Below are 18,403 nucleotides of genomic sequence, written 5' to 3'. Positions count from 1 at the left end.
GGGCGAAGCGAGCCGGGGTCAGCCGGTGGTGCGCCGCCGGCGGCGGAGGAAGAGGACGGTGCCCGCGAGTGCCAGGGCCGCGCTCGAACCGCCGACGAGCACGGGTGTCGAGGACGAGGCCGCCGCCGTCTTCTCCGTGCCGCCGTAGCCGCTGGACATGCCGGTGGTGTCGTACGCCGAGCCGGGCAGCTTGTCGGCGTAGCGGGCCTTGACCAGCTTCTGGTAGTCGCTCAGCGAGACCGAGGGCCGGCCGTTCAGGCCCTGCCGTGCCTGGTCGTTGAGCGGTGCGACCGTGGTGAGGGTCAGCTGGTACCAGCCGCGGATCTGCGGCTCGCTGAACACCAGGCTCCCGATCTTGGCCTTGCCCGCGTACACGGCGTCGCCGTCGCCGTCGCGCACGGCGGCCAGGTGCCAGCCGCCGCCGTCGGTGGGGGCGAGCATGACGGTGGCGTTGCGCCCGTTGACCGGGGCGTTCAACGCGGAGACCAGATGGCTCAGTCGGATCGCCTCGGAGGGGATCGGCAGGGCCGTCCCCGCGGCGAAGCCGGGGGTGATCTCGTTCAGGGCCAGCGGGTCGTTGACGGTGAACGCCGGGATGCCCTCGCACGGCGCGGCGCTGTCGGGGATCCGCTGCGCCATTGCGGCCCCGTTGCCCTGCGGCAGCGGGACGCTGAGGAAGCGGCAGACCGCGTCGTGGACGTCGGCCGACCTCACCAGGTCGAGGGCGGCCTGGTAGTCCGGGATGTCCGCCGGAACCGGATCCTTGGCCGGGGCCGCGTGGACGGGGCCGGCGAGGGCCAGCAGCGCCGTGGCGCCCACGGTCAGGACGGTGGCCAGCCGGGAGGGGCGGGAGAGCCGGAAGGCCGTCCGCTCGCTGGGTGTTCTGGTGTCGCGCATGCCGCCTGCCTTACTGGGAGATGCCGATCCGGGAGTGGGTCCACTTGAACGAGCTGTTGCTGACGTAGTCCTGGTAGTTCCACCACGTGTAGGTGGCGGTGTCCGGCCACGGGTCGGCGACGCCGATGGTGTTGTTCGAGGTGTCGAAGCCGTAGACCACGTTCATGTGACCGCCACCGGAGGTCCATCCGATGCGGGCCGCGACCGGCCGGGCCGCCTTGACGTCCGTGTAGACCTGGTTGAACGTGGCCGCGCTGCTCAGGCCCGTGCCGGGGCGGGTCATGCCCAGGCTGCTCCAGCCCCTGGCCATGTCGTCGAGCGTGGCCGGCTGGTTGTTGCAGCCGTAGTAGGGCTGGGCCCGGTTGCAGAAGTCCGTCTGCGTGCTGCCGTAGCCGTGGAACTTCGCGATGGTCAGCCCGGAGGCGACCCAGCACCACTGGGTCTTCTCCTGCTTCAGCATGGTGATCGTGTCCTGTCCGGCCTCGGCCTGCGCCTGTCCGGCCGCGGTGGCGAGTAACGCCGAAGCGGTCAGGGCGACGGCTGTCGCCCTGACCGCGCATGTGGATCTGCCCATGGGTCTGCCTTCCCGTGCGAATGCGCATGAGCGCCGGGGGATTTTGCAGAGCCATGACAGCACGGAATGGCGCCGATACGGATAGTGAGCGAAGGAACTCTGCCTGAACGGGTCAACCGGCACCGGCGGCACGCCGCTGGGCGACGGGTGTCACCTGCGCCGGCGGCCGAGGGGCAGCGGAGTGGAACAGGGTCAGGCCGGCGTCGGCCGCCGGTTCAGCTCGAGGTGGGCGGCGACGTACGGCAGGGCGACGGTCTCCAGGCCGCGGACGGTGCCGAACATCGGGTGGACGTTGACCTCGAAGACGACGCCACCGTTCTCCGCGGCCAGGTCGACCCCGGCGAAGGGCAGTCCGAGGCACTTCGTCGCGGACACGGCCAGCTCGGCCAGGCCCGCCGGCAGGTCCTCGACCGCCAGCAGGGTGGAGGCCGCCCCCTGGCTCTCGTTGCACGGCGCGTCGGGATCCGGCTGGATGTGCTCCACGGCGCGGACCACCCGCTCGCCGAGCACCACCGCCCGGTACTGGTGGCGGCGGCCGTCCGGGGTGAAGTTCGCCGCGTCCCGGGCGATCAGCCAGTCGGCGCCCTGGGCGGCGTAGTGGGCCGCGGCATCGGCGAGTTGGCGGTGGGTGGTGAGGTGGAAGACGTCGTTGCCGCCCATGCCGACGGTCGGCCGGGCCCACACGTCGCCGCCGAGCCGGTCGAAGGCGTCGGCGGCCTCCTGCGGGGTGGGCCGGCGCAGGGTGAGCGTGGGCATGTGCGGGACGCCGTCGCGGGTGAGGCGGTCCACGGTCAGGTCCTTCTCAGTGGCCGCCCGCCAGGCGTCGGCTCCCGTGCCCAGCGACCGGGCGCCGTGGGCGTGCAGCCGGCGCTGGCAGGCCTCGAAGTCCCGGCGCCGGTGCGGCGGGATCTCGTAGACGAGCACGGTGTCCGCCGTCACGCTCCGCCGGTCGGCCGTCAGCCGCAGGCCCGTACCGTCGGTCTCGATCCTGCCGTCGCCGCCGGACATGAAGTGCCGCGCGTCCAGCAGGACGGGCGCCCGCCCGGTGAGCCGGCGTACGGCGGTGGCCAGCACGTTCCGGCTGCCCTCGGTCGAACCGTGATCCGTCATCAGGATGAGCTCGCCGTCTGCCATGGTGGCCATGAAACCGGTAAGTCCCCCTCCCGGCAAGACCGCAGCGGTCCAGCGCCACCCCTCGGGGCACGCCGGGGCCGGTCCCCAGGGGGAGCGGTCCCGGCGGCGGGTCAGGCCGGGACGGCCTCCACCACGGAGAGGACCGTCGGGGTGGGGATGACGCGGGTCAGGCGCAGGCCGGACTTCCCGAGGAGGTCCGCGAAGTCCTCCTCGGTGCGCTCCCGGCCGCCGAGGGAGGCCAGCATCATCAGGTCCAGCGCCTTGGACTGGTGCGGGGCGTTGCCGCGCGGGACCACCGCGTCCAGCACCAGGACCCGGCCGCCCGGGCGCAGGGCGCGTCGGCAGTGGCCCAGCAGGGTCGCGCACTGGTCGTCGTCCCAGTCGTGGGTGATCCGCTTGAGCAGGTGGACGTCGCCGGGCGGCACGGCCGTGAAGAAGTCGCCCTCCGCGAGGCTCCACCGGCCCGCCAACTCCTCGGCCGCGCCCAGGCGGTGGCCAGCCAGGACGTGGGGGCGGTCGTACAGGACGCCGGTCAGCCCGGGGTTGCGGCGCAGCACCTCCAGCAGCAGACCGCCGTGGCCGCCGCCGACGTCCACGACGGTGCCGCTCGGCGGGTAGTCGTAGGCGGCCGCGATCGCGGCGTTCTCCGCGTCGGACATCGCCGCCATGCCCACGTGGAAGACGTCGGCGGTGCGCGCGTCCTGGGCGAAGTGGTCGAAGAACGGCATGCCGAAGATCTCCTCGAACGCCGAGCCGTCCTCGGTGAGACAGCGCGTCAACTCCCCGGCGGGCCGCCACATCGTGCGGTCGCTGAGCATCCGGACGGCCGCCCGCGCGGAGTACGGGACGTCGCTGCGCAGCGCCTGCCCGGCCTCGGTCAGCGCGAACCGGCCCGACCCGTCCTCCGCCACGACACCCCGGGTGGCGAGCAGCCGCAGCACCCGGTACAGACCGCCGGCGTCCGTACCGGTGGCGGCGGCCAGCTCGGCGGGGGTGCCGGGGCCCTTCGCGAGGTGGTCGGCCACGCCCACCTCGGCGGCGGCGCGCAGCGCGGCGGGGTAGAGGAAGCCGAGAATCTCGTCCACCAGGAAGGCGTTGGAGCGGCGGTAGCGCTCGTCGGGATCGCCGCCCCCGCTCCCGGCCGCCGCGTCCGCCGACCCGTCGGGGAACCTGCCGTCGCTCCGGTCCATACCGTCCTCCTCTGCTCCGGATTCCCCCGCCCGGAAACGCTTCCCCCGGCAGGCGGCGCCGAAGCCCGCCCCGCCGGCCGGCCCGTCGGCCCGCCTGCCGATCAGGCGCGTCCGGGGCCTACCAGGGGAGGCGGCCGTCGAGGGCGAAGTAGCCGCCGGTGGGGCCGTCCGGGCCTACCTGGGCCATCCGGACGATGATCTCCGCGCCCTCCGCCACGGACTGGGTGCCGGTGTGCCCGTTCAGGTCGGTCGCCGTGTAGCCGGGCTCCACCGCGTTGATCCGCAGGGCCGGGAACGCCTTGGCGTACTGCACGGTGATCATGTTGAGCGCGGCCTTGGACGCCGGGTAGGCGACCCCCGGGTAGGCGTGGGTCGGCGTGCCGGGGGTGCTGACCCGGGTCAGCGAGGCCAGACCGCTGCTGACGTTGACCACGACCGGTGCCGTGGAGCGCAGCAGCAGCGGGAGGAAGGCGTGCAGGACGCGCACCGGGCCGAACACGTTGGTGTCGAACACCCGCCGCATCATGTCCCCGGTGACCTCCGCGGCGCCGACCACGCTGTTGTCCTCGGCCCGTGCCTCGACGCCGGCGTTGTTGACCAGGACGTCCAGTCCACCGTCGGCGCCGACCGCCCGGGCCGCCGCGGCGACGGACGCGTCATCGGTGACGTCGAGCAGGACGGTCCGCGCGCCGAGCCGCTCGGCGGCCCGGCGCCCGCGTTCGGCGTCCCGGCACCCGAGGTAGACGGTGTGGCCGGCGGCGACGAGTCGGCGGGCGGTCTCGAAGCCCAGGCCCTTGTTCGCTCCGGTGATCAGTGTTGTCGTCATGCCTCCAGCGTCCCGCCGCGGCGGCGCACCCAGCCAGCCGTCCCGCCTTCCTGGGACCAGCGGTACCAGGCAGGCCCGCCCGTGCCGGGTGCAGACTGGCAGGCATGGCAAACGCGGAATTCGGGCGGGCGGTGCGCCGCTGGCGGGACCGGTCCTCCCCGCAGGAGTCCGGTCTGCCCGGGGGCGGGCACCGACGGGCCGCGGGCCTGCGCCGGGAGGAGCTGGCCCTGCTGGCCGGCATCTCCGCCGACTACGTCACCCGCCTCGAACAAGGGCGCGCCGCCCATCCTTCGGCGCAGGTCGTCGAGGCCCTGGCCCGGGCACTGCGGCTGTCGGGCGCCGAGCGCGGCCACCTCTTCCGGCTGGCCGGACTGGTGCCGCCGGGCCCGGAGACGGTGCCGACCCACCTGACCCCGAGCGTCCAGCGGTTGTTGGGCCGGCTGGCCGGGACGCCGGTGGCGGTCTACGACGCGTGCTGGACGCTGCTGACCGCCAACCCGCCGTACGCGGCGCTGATGGGTGACCCGTCCGGCTGGCGCGGCAACGAACGCAACGGCGTGTGGCGGCACTTCATCGGCCCCGGCAGCCGGGCCCGGCACACGCCCGAGTCCCTGCGCGCGTTCGAAGCCGCGGTGGTCGCCGACCTGCGGGTGGCCGCGGACCGGTACCCGGCCGACCGGCGGTTGCGGCGCCTGGTCGGGGAACTGCGCGCGGGCAGCGACCGGTTCGCCGCGCTGTGGGACTCCGGCGCCGTCGGCCGGCACGAGGCCGCGCACAAGACCATCGACCACCCGGACGCGGGGCCCGTGACGCTCGACTGCGACGTGCTGACCGTGGCGGGCAGCGACCTGCGCATCATGGTCTACACGGCCGAGCCCGGCACCGACGCCGCCGAGCGCCTCGCGCTGATCACCGTCCTGGGGACGCAGACGCTCGCCGGCTGACCGCCGTGACGCCCACCGGCGCGGTGGTGACAAGCCCGGCGGGGCAGTCGGTCACGGGCCCGGCGCGGTGGTGACAAGCCCGGCGGGGCCGGTCAGGATTCCTTCCAGCCGCACGGGCATGGAGGGATACCGATGTTCACGACCCGGCCGACGCTGCAGGGGACCTTCGGGATGGTGTCGTCGACGCACTGGCTGGCGTCGGCGGCGGGGATGGCGGTGCTGGAGGACGGCGGGAACGCCTTCGACGCCGCGGTGGCGGCCGGGTTCACGCTGCACGTGGTGGAGCCGCACCTGAACGGGCCGGCGGGGGAGGTGCCGATCATCCTCGCGCCGGCGGACGGGCCGGTACGGGTGCTCTGTGGGCAGGGGCCGGCGCCGGCGGGGGCGCGGATCGGGCACTACCACTCGCTCGGGCTCTCGCTCGTCCCCGGGACGGGGCCGCTGGCGGCCGCCGTGCCCGGGGCCTTCGACGCCTGGCTCCTGCTGCTGCGCGACCACGGCACCAGGCGGCTCGCCGACGTGCTGCGCTTCGCCATCGGCTACGCCGAGAACGGGCACCCGGCGGTCGAGCGGGTCGGGACGACCGTCGAGACGGTGCGGGAGCTGTTCGAGAAGGAGTGGACGAGCTCGGCGGAGCTCTACCTGCCCGGCGGGCAGGCCCCGCAGCCCGGCGCGCTGCTGACCAACCCGGCGCTCGCCGCGACGTGGCGGCGGCTGATCCGGGAGGCGGAGGCCGCCGGGAGCGGGCGCGAGGCGCAGATCGACGCCGCCCGGCGGATCTGGCGGGAGGGCTTCATCGCCGAGGAGCTCGCCGACTTCGCCGCCCGGCCCGCGATGGACACCTCCGGCGAGCGGCACGCGGGCACCCTGACCGGGGACGACCTGGCGGGCTTCCGCGCGCACTACGAGGAACCGGTCACCTCCACCTGGAACGGCTGGACGGTGGCCAAGCCCGGGCCGTGGAGCCAGGGGCCGGTGTTCCTCCAGCAACTCGCCCTGCTGCCATCGGACGTGGGCACGCTCGACGAGGCCGAGTACGTCCACACCCTGGTCGAGGGCACCAAGCTCGCGATGGCCGACCGCGAGGCCTGGTACGGCGACGCGGCCGAGGTGCCGATCGACGCGCTGCTGTCGCCCCGGTACAACGACGCCCGGCGCGCCCTCATCACCGATCAGGCGTCGTACGACCTCAGGCCCGGCAGCCCGGACGGACGGGCACCCCGCCTCGCGGAATACGTGCGCACCCCGGGCCCGTCCGAGGAGGACGCGCCCGGGGCCGGTGAACCGACCGTCGGCACGGACGGCGCCACCCGCGGCGACACCTGCCACCTGGACGTGGTCGACCGCTGGGGCAACCTGGTCTCCGCCACCCCGAGCGGTGGCTGGCTCCAGTCCAACCCGGTCGTCCCCGGCCTCGGCTTCCCGCTCGGCACCCGGCTCCAGATGGCCTCCCTCACCCCCGGACTGCCGAACTCCCTGACCCCCGGCCGCCGTCCGCGCACCACGCTCTCGCCCTCGCTCGCCCTGCGCGGCGATCAACCCGTCCTGGCCTTCGGCACCCCGGGCGGCGACCAGCAGGACCAGTGGAGCCTGCACTTCCTCCTCGCCGCCGCGCTGCGCCCGCCGGTGCGCGGCGGGCTCGACCTCCAGGGCGCGATCGACGCCCCCAACTGGCACACCGAGGGCTTCCCCAGCTCGTTCCACCCGCGCCGCAGCCGGCCCGGCAGCCTCTTCGTGGAGTCCCGGTTCGGCCCGGACACCGTTGAGCGGCTGCGCCGGCGCGGACACCACGTCACCGTCGGCCCGCCGTGGTCGGAGGGGCGGCTGTGCGCCGTCGCCCGCGACCCGGAGACCGGAGTGCTCTCGGCGGGCGCCAACCCGCGCGGCATGCAGGGCTACGCCGTCGGCCGGTGAACGCAGGGCCGGCCGCCCACTGCGGCGTTGCCGGCCGACGTGTCGGTCGTCGCCAGGACGGTCGACCCCATGGAACAGGAACTCGCCGATCAGTTCGCCAGAGTTCATCGACCGCTGCCTGCACGTCATCCGAGAGCACGGGACGGCTGCCCGACCCGACGAGTGGACGGTGGTCCGCTTCCACCTGGTGTCCGCAGTGCGGCATCTGCCGGGCAACTGGGGATTGCTGTTCGACTCGCTCGCTGAAGGCGTCGTCGGCTACGCATGACCAATGAGCAGCCCCACGATCGGGGTCGGTCCTTGTCGTCGGATCGTCTGGAGCCCCACAGGCCGCTTCCTGGCTCCGGCACCCCCGGTGTCAGGATGCGAGGAGCCGAGCGGGAGCACCAGCGCCACCGGTGCGGCGGGTGGGGCCGCGGGAGGACCGGTACCGGCAAGAACATGCTCGGCCGGATCCTGATGCGCACTCGTCGTCACATCCGCGCCGAAGCCCAAGGACCCTCTGGCCACTCCGGATAGGCCGCTCAGACCTGCGCCATGCCGCCGTCGGCGAAGAGTTCGACGCCGGTGATGAAGCTGGAGGCGTCGCTGGAGAGGAACGCCACGGCCCTGCCGATCTCGCGCGGGTCGGCGATCCGCCCCGTCGGGTTGCCCTCGCCCATCGTCCGGACCGCGGCGGCAACGGCCTCGGCGCCCTGCGCCATGCCCAGGGCGCTGCGCAGGGACTCGGTGTCCACCGCGCCGGGGCTGAGGACGTTCATGCGGATGCCGGTGCCCTTGATGTCCTGGATCCAGGACCGGATGAAGGCGCGCACCGCGGCCTTGGACCCGCCGTACAGGCCCATGCCGGCTGGGGGCTGGATGGACGCGGTCGACCCGATGACGACGACCGTGCCGCCGGGCGGCAGCAGTGCGATCGCCGGCTGGACGGTGAACAGGACGCCCTTGGCGTTGACGTTGAAGGTCCGGTCGAACTGCTCCTCGGTGATCGCGTCGAGTGGGGCGTGCGCGCCGATGCCCGCGTTGGCCACGACCGCGTCGAGGTGACCGTGGTGTGTGATGACCTCCTGGTACGCGGCCTCCATGTCCGCAAGCCTGGTGACGTCGGCCACGATGCCGGAGGAGTTCGGGCCGATCTTGGCGACCGCCTCGTCCAGCCGGTCCTGCTGAAGGTCGGTGATGACCACGTGGGCGCCCTGGTCCACGAGTTCCTGGGCGATCCCCAGGCCGACGCCGGACGCGCCACCGGTGACCACGGCGACCTTGCCTTCGAGTGGGAGGCTCATTGTCTTCTCCTCTGATGTGCTTGCCCGCACCATGCGAACGATGGCAGCGCATGCCCTACACTCATAAGTGGAGGCGCCGCCACTTACGTCACACTAATCGGAGGCGCCTCCACTTATCAACTCTTCGAGGAAGGAGCCCTCCGGTGACCACAGAGACCGGCCGGCCGCTGCGGGCCGACGCGCGGCGTAACCGGGAGAAGATCCTCTCCACCGCGGTGCGTGTCTTCGCGGAGCAGGGGCTGGACGCCCACCTGGAGCACATCGCCAAGGCGGCGGGAGTCGGGACCGGCACGCTCTACCGCAACTTCCCGACCCGGGAACTCCTGATCGAGGCCGCCTACCGCAACGAACTGAGCCGGCTGTGCGAGGCGGCCCCCGAACTCCTGGCGGCCATGCCGCCACGCGAGGCGCTCCGCGCCTGGATGGGGCGCTTCATCGACTACGCCACCGCGAAACTGGGGATGGCCGAGGCCCTCCGCGCCGTCGTCGACTCCGGCGTCAACCCCTACGCCCACAGCCGGGAGTTGATGATGACCGCCCTCACCTCGCTCCTGGATGCCGCGACCGCCGCCGGGAGCATCCGATCGGACGTCGGCCCGGCCGACATGTTCGCCGCCCTCACCGGCGTCGCGCTCGCCTCGGGAAAGCCCGAACAGCGTGAACAGGCCGAACGTCTCCTCGACCTCACCCTCGACGGACTCAGGTACGGCACAGCGGACTGACGCCGCCGTCTGCCGACACTCGGTGATCGCCGCCCAGGCGAAGCTTCGCCCGGCCCGGCCCGGCCCCTGCGTTCCGACCTCCGCGAGCCGTGGGAGCGGTCGGCCGAACCGGACGGGCTCAGCCCTGACCGGGCGCCGATGGTGCCGGTGGTGCCGAAAGTGTCGAGGGGGACCAGCCGAGGGCGGGGCCGAGGCGGGTGGCGAGGTCGGTGAGGATCTGTACGTAGTCCTCGTGGTCGAAGGTGAACGGCAGCGCGAAGGCGACTTCGTCGACCTCGCGGTAGCCGGCGTGGGCGTGCAGCCGTTCGGCGAGTTCCTCGGAGTCGCCGACCAGGTCGGGGGCGAAGAGCAGTCGGGCCGGGCCCTGCGGGGCGAGGGTGCGCGGGGTGCGGGCGAGGGCGTACGCCCGGTACTTGGCGCGCTGCTCGGGGGTGGCGCTGTCGGTGGGGATGACCACCAGGCCCTGGGAGACCCTGGCGTGCTCGCCGTCGGGGTGGTGGGCGCGGAAGGCGCGGATCTGTCCGGCCTGGATGTCGGCGAAGTGCGCTTCGGCGTCGTCGGGTTCGCGGCCGGAGGGTCCGCGGCCGGAGGGTTCGGGACCGGAGGGTTCGGGTTTGGCCACGTTACTGGTCAGCAGGTTGAGCCCCTGCTCGCCCGCCCAGCAGGCCGAGCGCAGGCTGGCGGCGCCGTACCAGAGCCGGTCGGCGAGGCCGGGGGAGTGCGGCTGGACGCGGCGCGAGTACACCTCGATGCCCTCGGTGCCCGCGAAGTCGGAGGCGTCCTCGCCGCGCACCAGGGCGAGGAAGCGCTCGGCGCGGGCGGGGCTGAAGTCCTCCTGTGCGCCGGTGTCGGGGTAGAGCGCGCCGCGCACGTGCTCGTAGTGGATGGGCGGGCCGACGCTGAAGCCGGGGTTGAGCCGGCCGCCGGAGAGGACGTCGACGGTGGCGAGGTCCTCGGCGAGCCGCAGCGGGTTCTCCCAGCCGAGCGGCGTGACGGCGGTGCCGAGCTGGATGCGGCGGGTGCGCTGGGTGGCGGCGGCGAGGACGGCGACGGGGGAGGAGATCCCGTACTGGAGGTGGCGGTGGCGCAGCCAGGCGCTGTCGAAGCCGAGCTGCTCGCCGAGGGTGATCAGGTCGAGGGTGGATTCGTGGCCCCGGCGCGGGTCGGCCTCGTCGAAGAGTCCGATGGTGAGGAAGCCGAGTTTCCGCAGCGGGCGTGGGGAGGTCGGCATGGTGGCGGCTCCGCGTGGGCTCTTGCGGCCCCGGGGAGGGCCGGACGGGTGGTGCTCGTCGACCGTACGCAGGCCGCCCGCGGCGCCACAAGATCGGCGTGCGATCCGGACAACGGGCCGCAACACGGCGCAACAGACGGAAACCCAACACACGGAAACGCCACGGGCGGAAACGCAACAGACGGACCCGCCACGGGCGGAAACGCAACAGACGGACCCGCCACGGGCGGAAACGCGGAAAGCGGAGACGCGACGCCGGGACGCCGCCCGGCGGGCCCCGCCCTCCTCGGGCGGGGCCCGCCGGGGCCGCCTGCGGAACCGGACGGGGATCAGCAGCTGCGCAGCTCCGGGCTCTGGTTGCGGATCTGGTTGTGCAGCGAGGTGAACTCCCGGTACGCCTCGCTGTCGTCCGATCCGGGGCGGAAGGCGCCGACGCGGTGGCAGTTGACGAAGGCGAGCTTGACGCCGAAGTGGTCCTCCAGGCTGCCGCGGATGGCGTTGCTGGCGAGCGCGCGCAGCAGCTGGGCGCGCTGCTCGTCGCTGGGCGTGGTGTTGTCGGTGGTGAACTCGTCGTCGGTGGCGGCGAGTTCGGTGCTGAGTCCGGCGACGACCTGGTAGGCGTACGGGAGCGAGGTGCGCACGGTGTCGAGGAAGTCGGCCTGGTCCACGCGGCCGGCGCGGGCCTGGTCGAGCAGGGCGGGGGAGACGTCGAGCGACATGGAGGTCCTCTTTCGCGGGCGCGCGCTGGGCGCGGACGGGGAATGGTTAACGAAGATGAAAACCATTTGCGTAAAAGGACTGTCCTGGACGCCCCGACGCCCTGTCAAGTACCGCCCCCCGAAGGGCTGACCGGCGCCGCCTCCGGCGGTCGTCGCACCTTGATGACGAACACCGCGATCAGCACCGCCAGCGACGCGAACACCAGCCCCATCTGGAAGGCCGTCGCGATCCCGTGCACCAGCACCTCCGAGGAGTACGGCGCCGGCAGCTGCCCGCTCGCCCGGAACGCGACCGCCTGCTGCGGGGTCGCCTGCCGCAGGAACGCTCCGACCTGCTGCCGGGCCTCGTTGCGGCTCGCCGTGCCGTACACCGTGACCAGGATCGACAGGCCGAGCGAACCGCCCACCTGCTGCGTGGTGTTGAGCATGCCGGTGGCCGCGCCGGTCTCGTGCGGGGCCACGTGCGAGACGGCGGTGAGCATCACCGGCACGAAGATCGAGCCCATCCCGAAGCCGAACAGCAGCGTCGGCCCGAGGACGCCGCCCGCGTAGGTGCTGTGGATGTCGACCCTGGTCGCCCAGAACACCCCGGCGAGCACCAGCGCCGAGCCGGTCACCAGGAACGGCTTCGGGCCCCACCGCACCTGGTTGCGCGCCGCGAACTGGGCGGCCGCGACGATCGCCACACTGATCGGCAGGAAGGCGAAACCGGCCCGCAGCGGGCTGAAGTCGAGGATCTCCTGCACGAACAGGGTGATGAAGAAGAAGATGCTGAACATCGTCGCCGCCACGCACAGCATCAGCCCGTACGCGCCGGAACGGTTGCGGTCCCGGAACAGGTGCAGCGGGGTGATCGGCTGGGCCACCCGCCGCTCGTTCAGCAGGAAGGCCGCCAGCAGCACCACGGCCAGGGCGAAGGCGGTCAGGGTGACGGCGTCCGTCCAGCCGTGGTCGGAGGCCCGGATGAAGCCGTACACCAGCGAGACCATGCCCGCCGTGGCGGTGAACGCGCCGGACAGGTCGAAGCGCCCAGGGTGCCGTTCGGACTCGTTGATGTAGAGCGGTGCCAGCAGGGCGATCGCGATGCCGATCGGCACATTGACGAACAGCACCCACCGCCAGGACAGCCAGGAGGTCAGCATGCCGCCGAGCAGCAGGCCCACCGCACCGCCCGCACCGGCCACGGCGGAGTACACCCCGAACGCCCGGTTGCGCTCCGGGCCCTCCTTGAAGTTGGTGGCGATCAGCGCCAGCGCGGTCGGCGAGGCGATCGCCCCGCCCAGGCCCTGGAGAGCGCGGGCCGCCAGCAGCCAGGGGGCGTTCTGGGCGACCCCGCCGAGCAGCGAGGCCAGGCTGAACACCAGGACGCCGACGATGAACACCCGCCGGCGCCCGAGGATGTCGCCGGCGCGCCCGCCGAGCAGCAGCAGCCCGCCGAAGGTGAGGGTGTAGGCGTTGATGACCCAGGACAGGTCGGTGGTGGAGAACTTCAGCGCCTGCTGGATGTGCGGCAGGGCGATGTTCACGATCGTGATGTCGAGGACCACCATCAGCTGGGTGGCCGCGATGACGGTGAGGGCAATCCCTGGGTGCTGGCCCCGACGTGCGGTCGCGGGCGGAGCCGTGGCCAGGGCACGCGAGGTGGCCATGGCAGGTTCCCCAATGGCTCGGGGGCGAACGACGGGCAGGGGGACGGATTCGTTCGCCACTACCGAAGGTAGCCCCGGGCGATAGGGAACACAACCGTTCATTACGGACAAGCGGCGAGTTTCGGACATCCGCCGATCAGGGGTGGGAAACGCCCGGCGTCACGGGCGGTGACCTGGCGTGTCCGGGTCGTCCAAGGCCCGTTCCCGGCCCGATAGCCCGATAGCCCGATAGCCCGATAGCCCGAGAGCGGGGTGCGCCCGGTCCCCTGCCACCGGTAGCGTCCGCTCGTGACCCGTCGAACTCCGCCGCGCCCCGTGGACGTCGAAGAGCTGTTCCCCGAACTCGCCCCCTTCCGCAGGGAGACCGTGCGCCTCCACCCCCGCGCGGGCCGGTCGACCCGCGGTGACAGCTCGGTGGGCGGCCCGCTGCTCTGGCCGGCGCGCGAGCCGTGGCCCGAGTGCCCGCAGCACCCGGGCTCGCCGATGGTCGCGGTCCTCCAGATCCACCGCGGCGACATTCCGGACGTCGTGCCCTTCCCGGCCGGACGGGACCTGCTCCAGGTGCTCTGGTGCCCCAGGCCCCATGAGGGCCAGTGGGTGGTGCCGCAGGTCTGCTGGCGGTCCGCGGCGGAGGTCGGGGAGGTGCGGCAGGCCCCGCCGGTGCCGGCCGACGCCGGGTACGGGCAGCTGCCGCGGCCGTGCGTCGTACATCCGGAGCTGGTCACGGAGTACCCGAGCTGGGACCTGCCGGACGAACTCTGGGACGCCCTGGACGACCGCTTCGAGCAGCTGGAGCGGGAGACGGGCTGGAACTACCAGGACCACCTCTCCACCGCCCCGGGCACCAAGCTGGGCGGCTACCCCGGCTGGTGCCAGGAGCCGCAGTGGCCGGACTGCCCGGACTGCGGAACGACGATGGACCACCTGCTGACCGTCGAGAGCACCGAGGAGTACGGCCCCCGCCAGGCCTGGACCCCGGCCGAGGACCGCGACCTCCACCCGGTGGGCGCCGTGAGCCTCGGCGGCCTGGGCGGCGTCTACCTCTTCGAGTGCCGCAGCTGCCCCGGCCGCCCGTTCGCCCACCGCTACGACACCTGAGCCCGCTGGCGCTCGGGTCGCCCGTCGCCCGCTGCTACTCGATGCCGAGGTCGATGAGCAGGTCGCGAACACGCCGCTCGATCTGGTCGCGGATCGGCCGGACCGCGTCCACGCCCTGCCCGGCCGGGTCCGCCAGCGTCCAGTCCAGGTACCGCTTGCCGGGGAAGAACGGGCAGGCGTCGCCGCAGCCCATGGTGATCACCACGTCGGAGGCCTGGACGGCCGCGACGGTCAGCACCTTCGGGATCTCGGCGGAGATGTCGATCCCGACCTCGCGCAGCGCCGCCACCACCGCGGGGTTCACGGTCTCCGCAGGAGCGGAGCCGGCCGAGCGGACCTGCACCCGGTCCCCGCCGAGGCGGGTGAGGAAGGCCGCGGCCATCTGGGACCGGCCGGCGTTGTGCACGCAGACGAACAGCACGGACGGGACGGTGGAAGTGCTCACGAACGGAATCCTTGATCTTCGGGGAAAGCAGGCGCAGGCGGGGTCAGCGGGTGGCCGGGGTCAGCGGGCGGCCGGGGCTGGGCGGTGGTCGCCGTGCCGGACGACGATGTCCTCGGCGCCGGCCGTCGGGCGGCCGAACAGTACCGGGAGCAGCCCGAGGGCCACGACCAGGCCGACGAGCTGCGCTGCGATGAACGGCAGCACCGAGGTCGGGGCGATGCCGGCGAAGGTGCCGGTGAACGCCCGGCCGATCGTCACCGCCGGGTTCGCGAAGCTGGTCGAGGACGTGAACCAGTACGCGGCGCCGATGAACGAGGCGACCGCGATCGGGGCGAAGTGTGCGCGGCCGATGCGGGCCAGTCCGAAGATCAGCAGCACCAGGCCGGCGGTCGCGACGACCTCACCCAGCCACAAGTGCGGCGCCCAGCGGTCGTGCGTCGACCAGCGTACGAGCGGCTCGGCGAACATCGCGTCCGCCAGCACCGCCCCGCCGATCGCCCCGGAGATCTGGGCCGGGACATAGGCCGCGACCTCCCGCAGGCCGGGCCCGTCCGCATCGTGGCGGCTGGTCCACCAGGCGGCCAGTGTCACGGCCGGGTTGAAGTGGGCGCCGGAGACCGGGCCGAGCAGCAGGATCAGCACGCCGAGGCCGAACACGGTCGCGAGCGAGTCGGCCAGCAGCTGCACGCCGACGTCGCTGGACAGCCTGGCGGCCTGGATGCCGGAGCCGACCACGACGGCGACCAGCGTGCCGGTCCCGACGAACTCGACGGCCGCCCGGCGGCCCAGCGGTGCCATCCCGGTCATCTGGATCCTCCGGCGGCGGCCGGGGCCTGCAGCAGGGCGGACAGCTTGGCCAGCGCGGCGGGCAGCACCCAGTAGTAGACCCAGGTCCCGCGGCGCTCGGAGCCGACCAGGCCGGCCTCGCGCAGGACCTTGAGGTGGTGCGAGATCGTCGGCTGGGACACGTCGAACGGGCCGGTCAGGTCGCAGACGCAGGCCTCACCGCCCTCGTGCGAGGCGATCAGCGACAGCAGCCGCAGCCGCACCGGGTCCGACAGGGCCTTGAACATCCTCGCGAGGTCGACGGCGGCCTCTTCGCCCAGCGGTTCACGGACCATCGGCGAGCAGCACACGGCCGCGTCGTCCTGACCGAGCACCACAAGCTCTTGATTCGACATATGTCTATGTTGACAGCTGTCGATGCGAGTGGCAACGTCTTCCATATCGACAGCCATCGAATCAAGGCTGGAGTCAAGGCCCCGAGTCGAGGCTTCGAGTCAAGATCGCCGATCAGGAGAACCGCCATGTCCCGCGTTCAACTCGCTCTGCGCGTCGCCGACCTCGAAGGATCCGTCGCCTTCTACTCCCGGCTCTTCGGTACCGAGCCCGCCAAGCGCCGGCCCGGGTACGCGAACTTCGCCATCGCCGAGCCGCCGCTCAAACTCGTCCTCATCGAGGGCGAGCCGGGCCAGGACACCCGCCTGGACCACCTCGGCGTCGAGGTTGAGAGCACCGAGCAGGTCACTGCCGCCGCCACCCGCCTCCAGGGCGCCGGCCTCGCCACCTTCGAGGAGGAGGACACCTCCTGCTGCTACGCCCTCCAGGACAAGGTCTGGGTCCATGGCCCGGGCCGGGAGCCCTGGGAGGTCTACGTCGTCAAGGCCGACGGCGACACCCTCGGCAAGAGCGCCACCGCCCCCGGTGCCTGCTGCACCACCACCGACTCGACCCCCACAGCCACGGCCTGCGCCTGCGGCTGACCGCGGCCGGCCGAACCCACCGGCGCCGCACGGGCGGTGTGGTCAGCCGGCGGTGTGCTCCCGGAAGGGGGTGGGGGCCGGGGTCGGTTCGTCGTTGCGGGTGTCGGGGAGGCAGAGGGCGGCGACGGCGGCCAGGGCGTAGGCGAGGCCGGCGAAGAGGACGATGCCGGCGGCCGGTCCGGACCCGGCGGTCCTGCGCGCCGCCGTCACCACCAGCCCGGCCAGGCTGCTGGACTGGTCGCGCCGGGCGCGCGCGGCGCCCGTAGCGCAGGCACCTGTACTGCAGGCACCCGTACCTCAGGCACCCGGGTAGGCGCGGCCGGCCCCGCGCGTGCTCCCGGTCGAGGTCAGAAGACGCAGGGGATGCCGCCGTCGGACTGGGCCTCGACCTTGGGGCCCTGCATCGGAAGGTTGGCGGTCGGATCGTTCGGAGCCGCGCTGGGGGTGGCGGGCCGGTCGGAGGCGACGCCGTCGAAGGAGGTGCCGAGGGTGACCACGACCCGGCCGGCGCCGGCCGAGGCGGACTCGGTGGCGGTGACGCCGTAGCGGGCCGCTATCCGGTCGGCGGCCTCCTTGGCGCCCTTGCCGTGGGTGACCGTGGTGGTCTTGGGCTTGGTGCGTGCCGGGCCGGTCGTCCCCTGCTTGAAGCCCAGGCCGACCAGGACCTTGGCCTCGTTGGCGGAGGACACCCCGGCGGCGGAGGAGGCGTTGAACACGTCCACGGTGGCCGGGGCGGCGGCCTGGGTGGGCGCCGGGGGCGGGGTGGTGCCGGTCGGTTCGCTGCTCGGGGTGTCGCCGGGGGCGGGTACGGGAGCGGAGGTGTCGGCGTAGCCGAACACCTGCTTGACCACCTTCTGGATCTTCGACGGGGTGACCAGGTTGACGTCCTGCCCGTTCTTCACGCCGCCCCCGTCGTAGGTCAGCGTGTTGAACTCGACGTTGCCGCCGGTCAGGGCCGGGGCCTGCTGGGCGAAGTCCAGGACGTTCCACTCGTTGTCGATCACCAGGTTCTTCTGCACCACCCCGAACAGCTTCTGCATCGCCCCGAGGTCGCCGATGACGCCCTTCTCCTTGAGGTTGTGCATCACCGAGGAGATGAAGGCCTGCTGGCGGTGGGTCCGGGCGAAGTCGTCCGAGTTCCCGTGGCCGTCGTTCAGGTTGTGCCGCTGCCGGACGAAGGAGAGCGCCTGCGCCGCGTCCAGCTTGCTGCGCCCGGCCGGGAGCTTGAGCCCGGTGCCGCCGCCCTCGTGGCCGGGAGTCCGGGCAATGATCGGGTCGTCCACCGGGTGGGTCAGGCAGACCTCGATCGGCTTGAGCGCGTCGGCGATGTCGTAGAAGCCCATCAGGTTGACCTCGGCGATGTGGTCCACGGGCTGGTCGACGAACTTCTGCACGGTGCGGACGGTGGCCGCGCGCCCGGCGTCCCGGCCGGCCTTCTCCAGATCGGCGCCCTTGAGGCCCTTGGCCTTCGGGCTCCGGTCGAAGGCGTCCTTGGCGTTGCCGTAGGCCTCCTTGATCTTGGCCATGCCCATCTCGGTGCCGCTCCCGTTGAAGGTCATCACCCAGTCGTCGCGCGGGATGGAGACCGCCTGCACCTTGCCGCCGTTCGCCGGTATGTGCAGCAGGATCAGCGAGTTGGTGTTGTACCCGCCGATGCTGGAGTCGGCGCCGGCGTGCAGTTCGTTCTGGACGACGGCCGGGTCGACGTCCGAACCGTCCATGTTCTTGCGGCTGTCCAGCCCGATCAGCAGCAGGTTGACCGAGTTGTCCAGGTGCTTCGGGGCGTCCTTCCTGGTCTCCTCGATCGCGTTGGACGTCGTCATCCCGTCCGTCAGCGAGGTGTACTCGTACCAGACCACCCCGCTGGCCGCGAACACCGCGAAGCCCACCGTGCAGGCCGCCACCCGGCCCACGATCAGCACCGGCGACCGCCGCCCGGCCGGCCCTCCGCCCGACAGCTCACCGCCCGCCGCCTCGTGAGCGACCTGTCCACCCTTGCGCCTCCGGCCCA

The 18,403-nt window shown here is 72.8% G+C and carries 19 protein-coding genes; 5 read left to right on the top strand and 14 right to left on the bottom strand.

The genetic code is table 11. The features are described 5' to 3' along the window. Positions 1-18: 18 nt before the first annotated feature. From ACZ3YL_RS05250 to ACZ3YL_RS05230, 5 genes are all read right to left on the bottom strand, one after another. Positions 19-897: a hypothetical protein gene (locus tag ACZ3YL_RS05250; protein WP_465655532.1), complete on the bottom strand. Its 879-nt coding sequence runs from the start codon at positions 895-897 to the stop codon at positions 19-21. 10 nt (positions 898-907) lie between these two features. Next, positions 908-1,471, bottom strand: coding sequence for a papain-like cysteine protease family protein (locus tag ACZ3YL_RS05245; RefSeq protein ID WP_188309509.1), 564 nt, complete (start codon positions 1,469-1,471; stop codon positions 908-910). 192 nt (positions 1,472-1,663) lie between these two features. Further along, complete coding sequence (locus ACZ3YL_RS05240; protein WP_188309510.1) at positions 1,664-2,605, bottom strand: ATP-grasp domain-containing protein; 942 nt, start codon at positions 2,603-2,605, stop codon at positions 1,664-1,666. Positions 2,606-2,715: 110 nt separating this feature from the next. Then, positions 2,716-3,795 (bottom strand): methyltransferase, encoded by a 1,080-nt coding sequence (locus ACZ3YL_RS05235; RefSeq protein ID WP_188309511.1) that lies wholly within the window; start codon positions 3,793-3,795, stop codon positions 2,716-2,718. A gap of 118 nt (positions 3,796-3,913) precedes the next feature. Beyond that, positions 3,914-4,621, bottom strand: a complete 708-nt coding sequence (locus ACZ3YL_RS05230) for an SDR family NAD(P)-dependent oxidoreductase (protein ID WP_188309512.1) — start codon at positions 4,619-4,621, stop codon at positions 3,914-3,916. A 104-nt stretch (positions 4,622-4,725) separates the two neighbouring features. Here ACZ3YL_RS05230 and ACZ3YL_RS05225 point away from each other — a divergent pair, with 104 nt between their 5' ends. Together ACZ3YL_RS05225 and ACZ3YL_RS05220 are read left to right on the top strand one after the other, a co-directional pair. Then, positions 4,726-5,565 (top strand): helix-turn-helix transcriptional regulator, encoded by an 840-nt coding sequence (locus tag ACZ3YL_RS05225; RefSeq protein WP_465655529.1) that lies wholly within the window; start codon positions 4,726-4,728, stop codon positions 5,563-5,565. A 132-nt stretch (positions 5,566-5,697) separates the two neighbouring features. After that, a complete protein-coding gene (locus ACZ3YL_RS05220) occupies positions 5,698-7,479 on the top strand; it encodes a gamma-glutamyltransferase family protein (RefSeq protein WP_465655528.1) in 1,782 nt (593 codons plus the stop codon). A 524-nt stretch (positions 7,480-8,003) separates the two neighbouring features. Here ACZ3YL_RS05220 and ACZ3YL_RS05215 read toward each other — a convergent pair. Next, positions 8,004-8,765, bottom strand: coding sequence for an SDR family NAD(P)-dependent oxidoreductase (locus ACZ3YL_RS05215; protein ID WP_465655526.1), 762 nt, complete (start codon positions 8,763-8,765; stop codon positions 8,004-8,006). A 143-nt stretch (positions 8,766-8,908) separates the two neighbouring features. Between ACZ3YL_RS05215 and ACZ3YL_RS05210 the strand changes: the two genes are divergently transcribed. Beyond that, on the top strand, positions 8,909-9,487 hold the full coding sequence (locus tag ACZ3YL_RS05210) for a TetR/AcrR family transcriptional regulator (protein WP_188309516.1): 579 nt from the start codon (positions 8,909-8,911) through the stop codon (positions 9,485-9,487). Between the two features lie 118 nt (positions 9,488-9,605). On the opposite strand, the gene ACZ3YL_RS05205 is transcribed toward ACZ3YL_RS05210, so the two are convergent. From ACZ3YL_RS05205 to ACZ3YL_RS05195, 3 genes are all read right to left on the bottom strand, one after another. Continuing rightward, on the bottom strand, positions 9,606-10,718 hold the full coding sequence (locus tag ACZ3YL_RS05205) for an LLM class flavin-dependent oxidoreductase (protein ID WP_465655524.1): 1,113 nt from the start codon (positions 10,716-10,718) through the stop codon (positions 9,606-9,608). Positions 10,719-11,047: 329 nt separating this feature from the next. Next, on the bottom strand, positions 11,048-11,437 hold the full coding sequence (locus tag ACZ3YL_RS05200; RefSeq protein ID WP_188309518.1) for an SCO5389 family protein: 390 nt from the start codon (positions 11,435-11,437) through the stop codon (positions 11,048-11,050). 104 nt (positions 11,438-11,541) lie between these two features. Then, on the bottom strand, positions 11,542-13,086 hold the full coding sequence (locus ACZ3YL_RS05195) for an MFS transporter (protein WP_188309519.1): 1,545 nt from the start codon (positions 13,084-13,086) through the stop codon (positions 11,542-11,544). 288 nt (positions 13,087-13,374) lie between these two features. Here ACZ3YL_RS05195 and ACZ3YL_RS05190 point away from each other — a divergent pair, with 288 nt between their 5' ends. Then, a complete protein-coding gene (locus ACZ3YL_RS05190) occupies positions 13,375-14,184 on the top strand; it encodes a YwqG family protein (RefSeq protein ID WP_465655522.1) in 810 nt (269 codons plus the stop codon). A 34-nt stretch (positions 14,185-14,218) separates the two neighbouring features. On the opposite strand, the gene ACZ3YL_RS05185 is transcribed toward ACZ3YL_RS05190, so the two are convergent. From ACZ3YL_RS05185 to ACZ3YL_RS05175, 3 genes are read right to left on the bottom strand one after another with little or no spacing between them, the layout of a single operon-like run. Further along, complete coding sequence (locus ACZ3YL_RS05185; protein WP_188309520.1) at positions 14,219-14,629, bottom strand: arsenate reductase ArsC; 411 nt, start codon at positions 14,627-14,629, stop codon at positions 14,219-14,221. Positions 14,630-14,689: 60 nt separating this feature from the next. Continuing rightward, positions 14,690-15,436 carry an aquaporin gene (locus ACZ3YL_RS05180; RefSeq protein WP_465655520.1) on the bottom strand — a complete coding sequence of 249 codons (747 nt, stop codon included), beginning with the start codon at positions 15,434-15,436 and terminating at the stop codon, positions 14,690-14,692. Continuing rightward, positions 15,433-15,810, bottom strand: coding sequence for an ArsR/SmtB family transcription factor (locus tag ACZ3YL_RS05175; protein WP_188309522.1), 378 nt, complete (start codon positions 15,808-15,810; stop codon positions 15,433-15,435). The genes ACZ3YL_RS05180 and ACZ3YL_RS05175 overlap by 4 nt, the downstream gene beginning before the upstream one ends. 126 nt (positions 15,811-15,936) lie before the next feature. Here ACZ3YL_RS05175 and ACZ3YL_RS05170 point away from each other — a divergent pair, with 126 nt between their 5' ends. Further along, positions 15,937-16,392, top strand: a complete 456-nt coding sequence (locus ACZ3YL_RS05170) for an ArsI/CadI family heavy metal resistance metalloenzyme (RefSeq protein ID WP_465655518.1) — start codon at positions 15,937-15,939, stop codon at positions 16,390-16,392. Between the two features lie 42 nt (positions 16,393-16,434). Here the strand turns inward: ACZ3YL_RS05170 and ACZ3YL_RS05165 are convergent, their stop codons facing one another. Both ACZ3YL_RS05165 and ACZ3YL_RS05160 read right to left on the bottom strand, forming a co-directional pair. Continuing rightward, positions 16,435-16,602 (bottom strand): hypothetical protein, encoded by a 168-nt coding sequence (locus ACZ3YL_RS05165; RefSeq protein WP_465655516.1) that lies wholly within the window; start codon positions 16,600-16,602, stop codon positions 16,435-16,437. 137 nt (positions 16,603-16,739) lie between these two features. Beyond that, positions 16,740-18,314 carry an LCP family protein gene (locus tag ACZ3YL_RS05160; protein ID WP_465655514.1) on the bottom strand — a complete coding sequence of 525 codons (1,575 nt, stop codon included), beginning with the start codon at positions 18,312-18,314 and terminating at the stop codon, positions 16,740-16,742. Between the last annotated feature and the right edge of the window lie 89 nt (positions 18,315-18,403).

This window comes from Kitasatospora sp. NPDC023176, from assembly GCF_055560495.1.
The sequence above is the reverse complement of the archived record's forward strand: the minus strand, read 5'-3'. Positions and strand labels throughout refer to the sequence as shown.

Coding starts and splice junctions, on each gene's coding strand:
- ACZ3YL_RS05230 (WP_188309512.1), bottom strand. CDS start 4,621: ATGACGACAACACTGATCACCGGAGCGAACAAGGGCCTGGGCTTCGAG.
- ACZ3YL_RS05180 (WP_465655520.1), bottom strand. CDS start 15,436: ATGACCGGGATGGCACCGCTGGGCCGCCGGGCGGCCGTCGAGTTCGTC.
- ACZ3YL_RS05200 (WP_188309518.1), bottom strand. CDS start 11,437: ATGTCGCTCGACGTCTCCCCCGCCCTGCTCGACCAGGCCCGCGCCGGC.
- ACZ3YL_RS05215 (WP_465655526.1), bottom strand. CDS start 8,765: ATGAGCCTCCCACTCGAAGGCAAGGTCGCCGTGGTCACCGGTGGCGCG.
- ACZ3YL_RS05240 (WP_188309510.1), bottom strand. CDS start 2,605: ATGGCAGACGGCGAGCTCATCCTGATGACGGATCACGGTTCGACCGAG.
- ACZ3YL_RS05175 (WP_188309522.1), bottom strand. CDS start 15,810: ATGTCGAATCAAGAGCTTGTGGTGCTCGGTCAGGACGACGCGGCCGTG.
- ACZ3YL_RS05250 (WP_465655532.1), bottom strand. CDS start 897: ATGCGCGACACCAGAACACCCAGCGAGCGGACGGCCTTCCGGCTCTCC.
- ACZ3YL_RS05245 (WP_188309509.1), bottom strand. CDS start 1,471: ATGGGCAGATCCACATGCGCGGTCAGGGCGACAGCCGTCGCCCTGACC.
- ACZ3YL_RS05195 (WP_188309519.1), bottom strand. CDS start 13,086: ATGGCCACCTCGCGTGCCCTGGCCACGGCTCCGCCCGCGACCGCACGT.
- ACZ3YL_RS05220 (WP_465655528.1), top strand. CDS start 5,698: ATGTTCACGACCCGGCCGACGCTGCAGGGGACCTTCGGGATGGTGTCG.
- ACZ3YL_RS05205 (WP_465655524.1), bottom strand. CDS start 10,718: ATGCCGACCTCCCCACGCCCGCTGCGGAAACTCGGCTTCCTCACCATC.
- ACZ3YL_RS05225 (WP_465655529.1), top strand. CDS start 4,726: ATGGCAAACGCGGAATTCGGGCGGGCGGTGCGCCGCTGGCGGGACCGG.
- ACZ3YL_RS05235 (WP_188309511.1), bottom strand. CDS start 3,795: ATGGACCGGAGCGACGGCAGGTTCCCCGACGGGTCGGCGGACGCGGCG.
- ACZ3YL_RS05170 (WP_465655518.1), top strand. CDS start 15,937: ATGTCCCGCGTTCAACTCGCTCTGCGCGTCGCCGACCTCGAAGGATCC.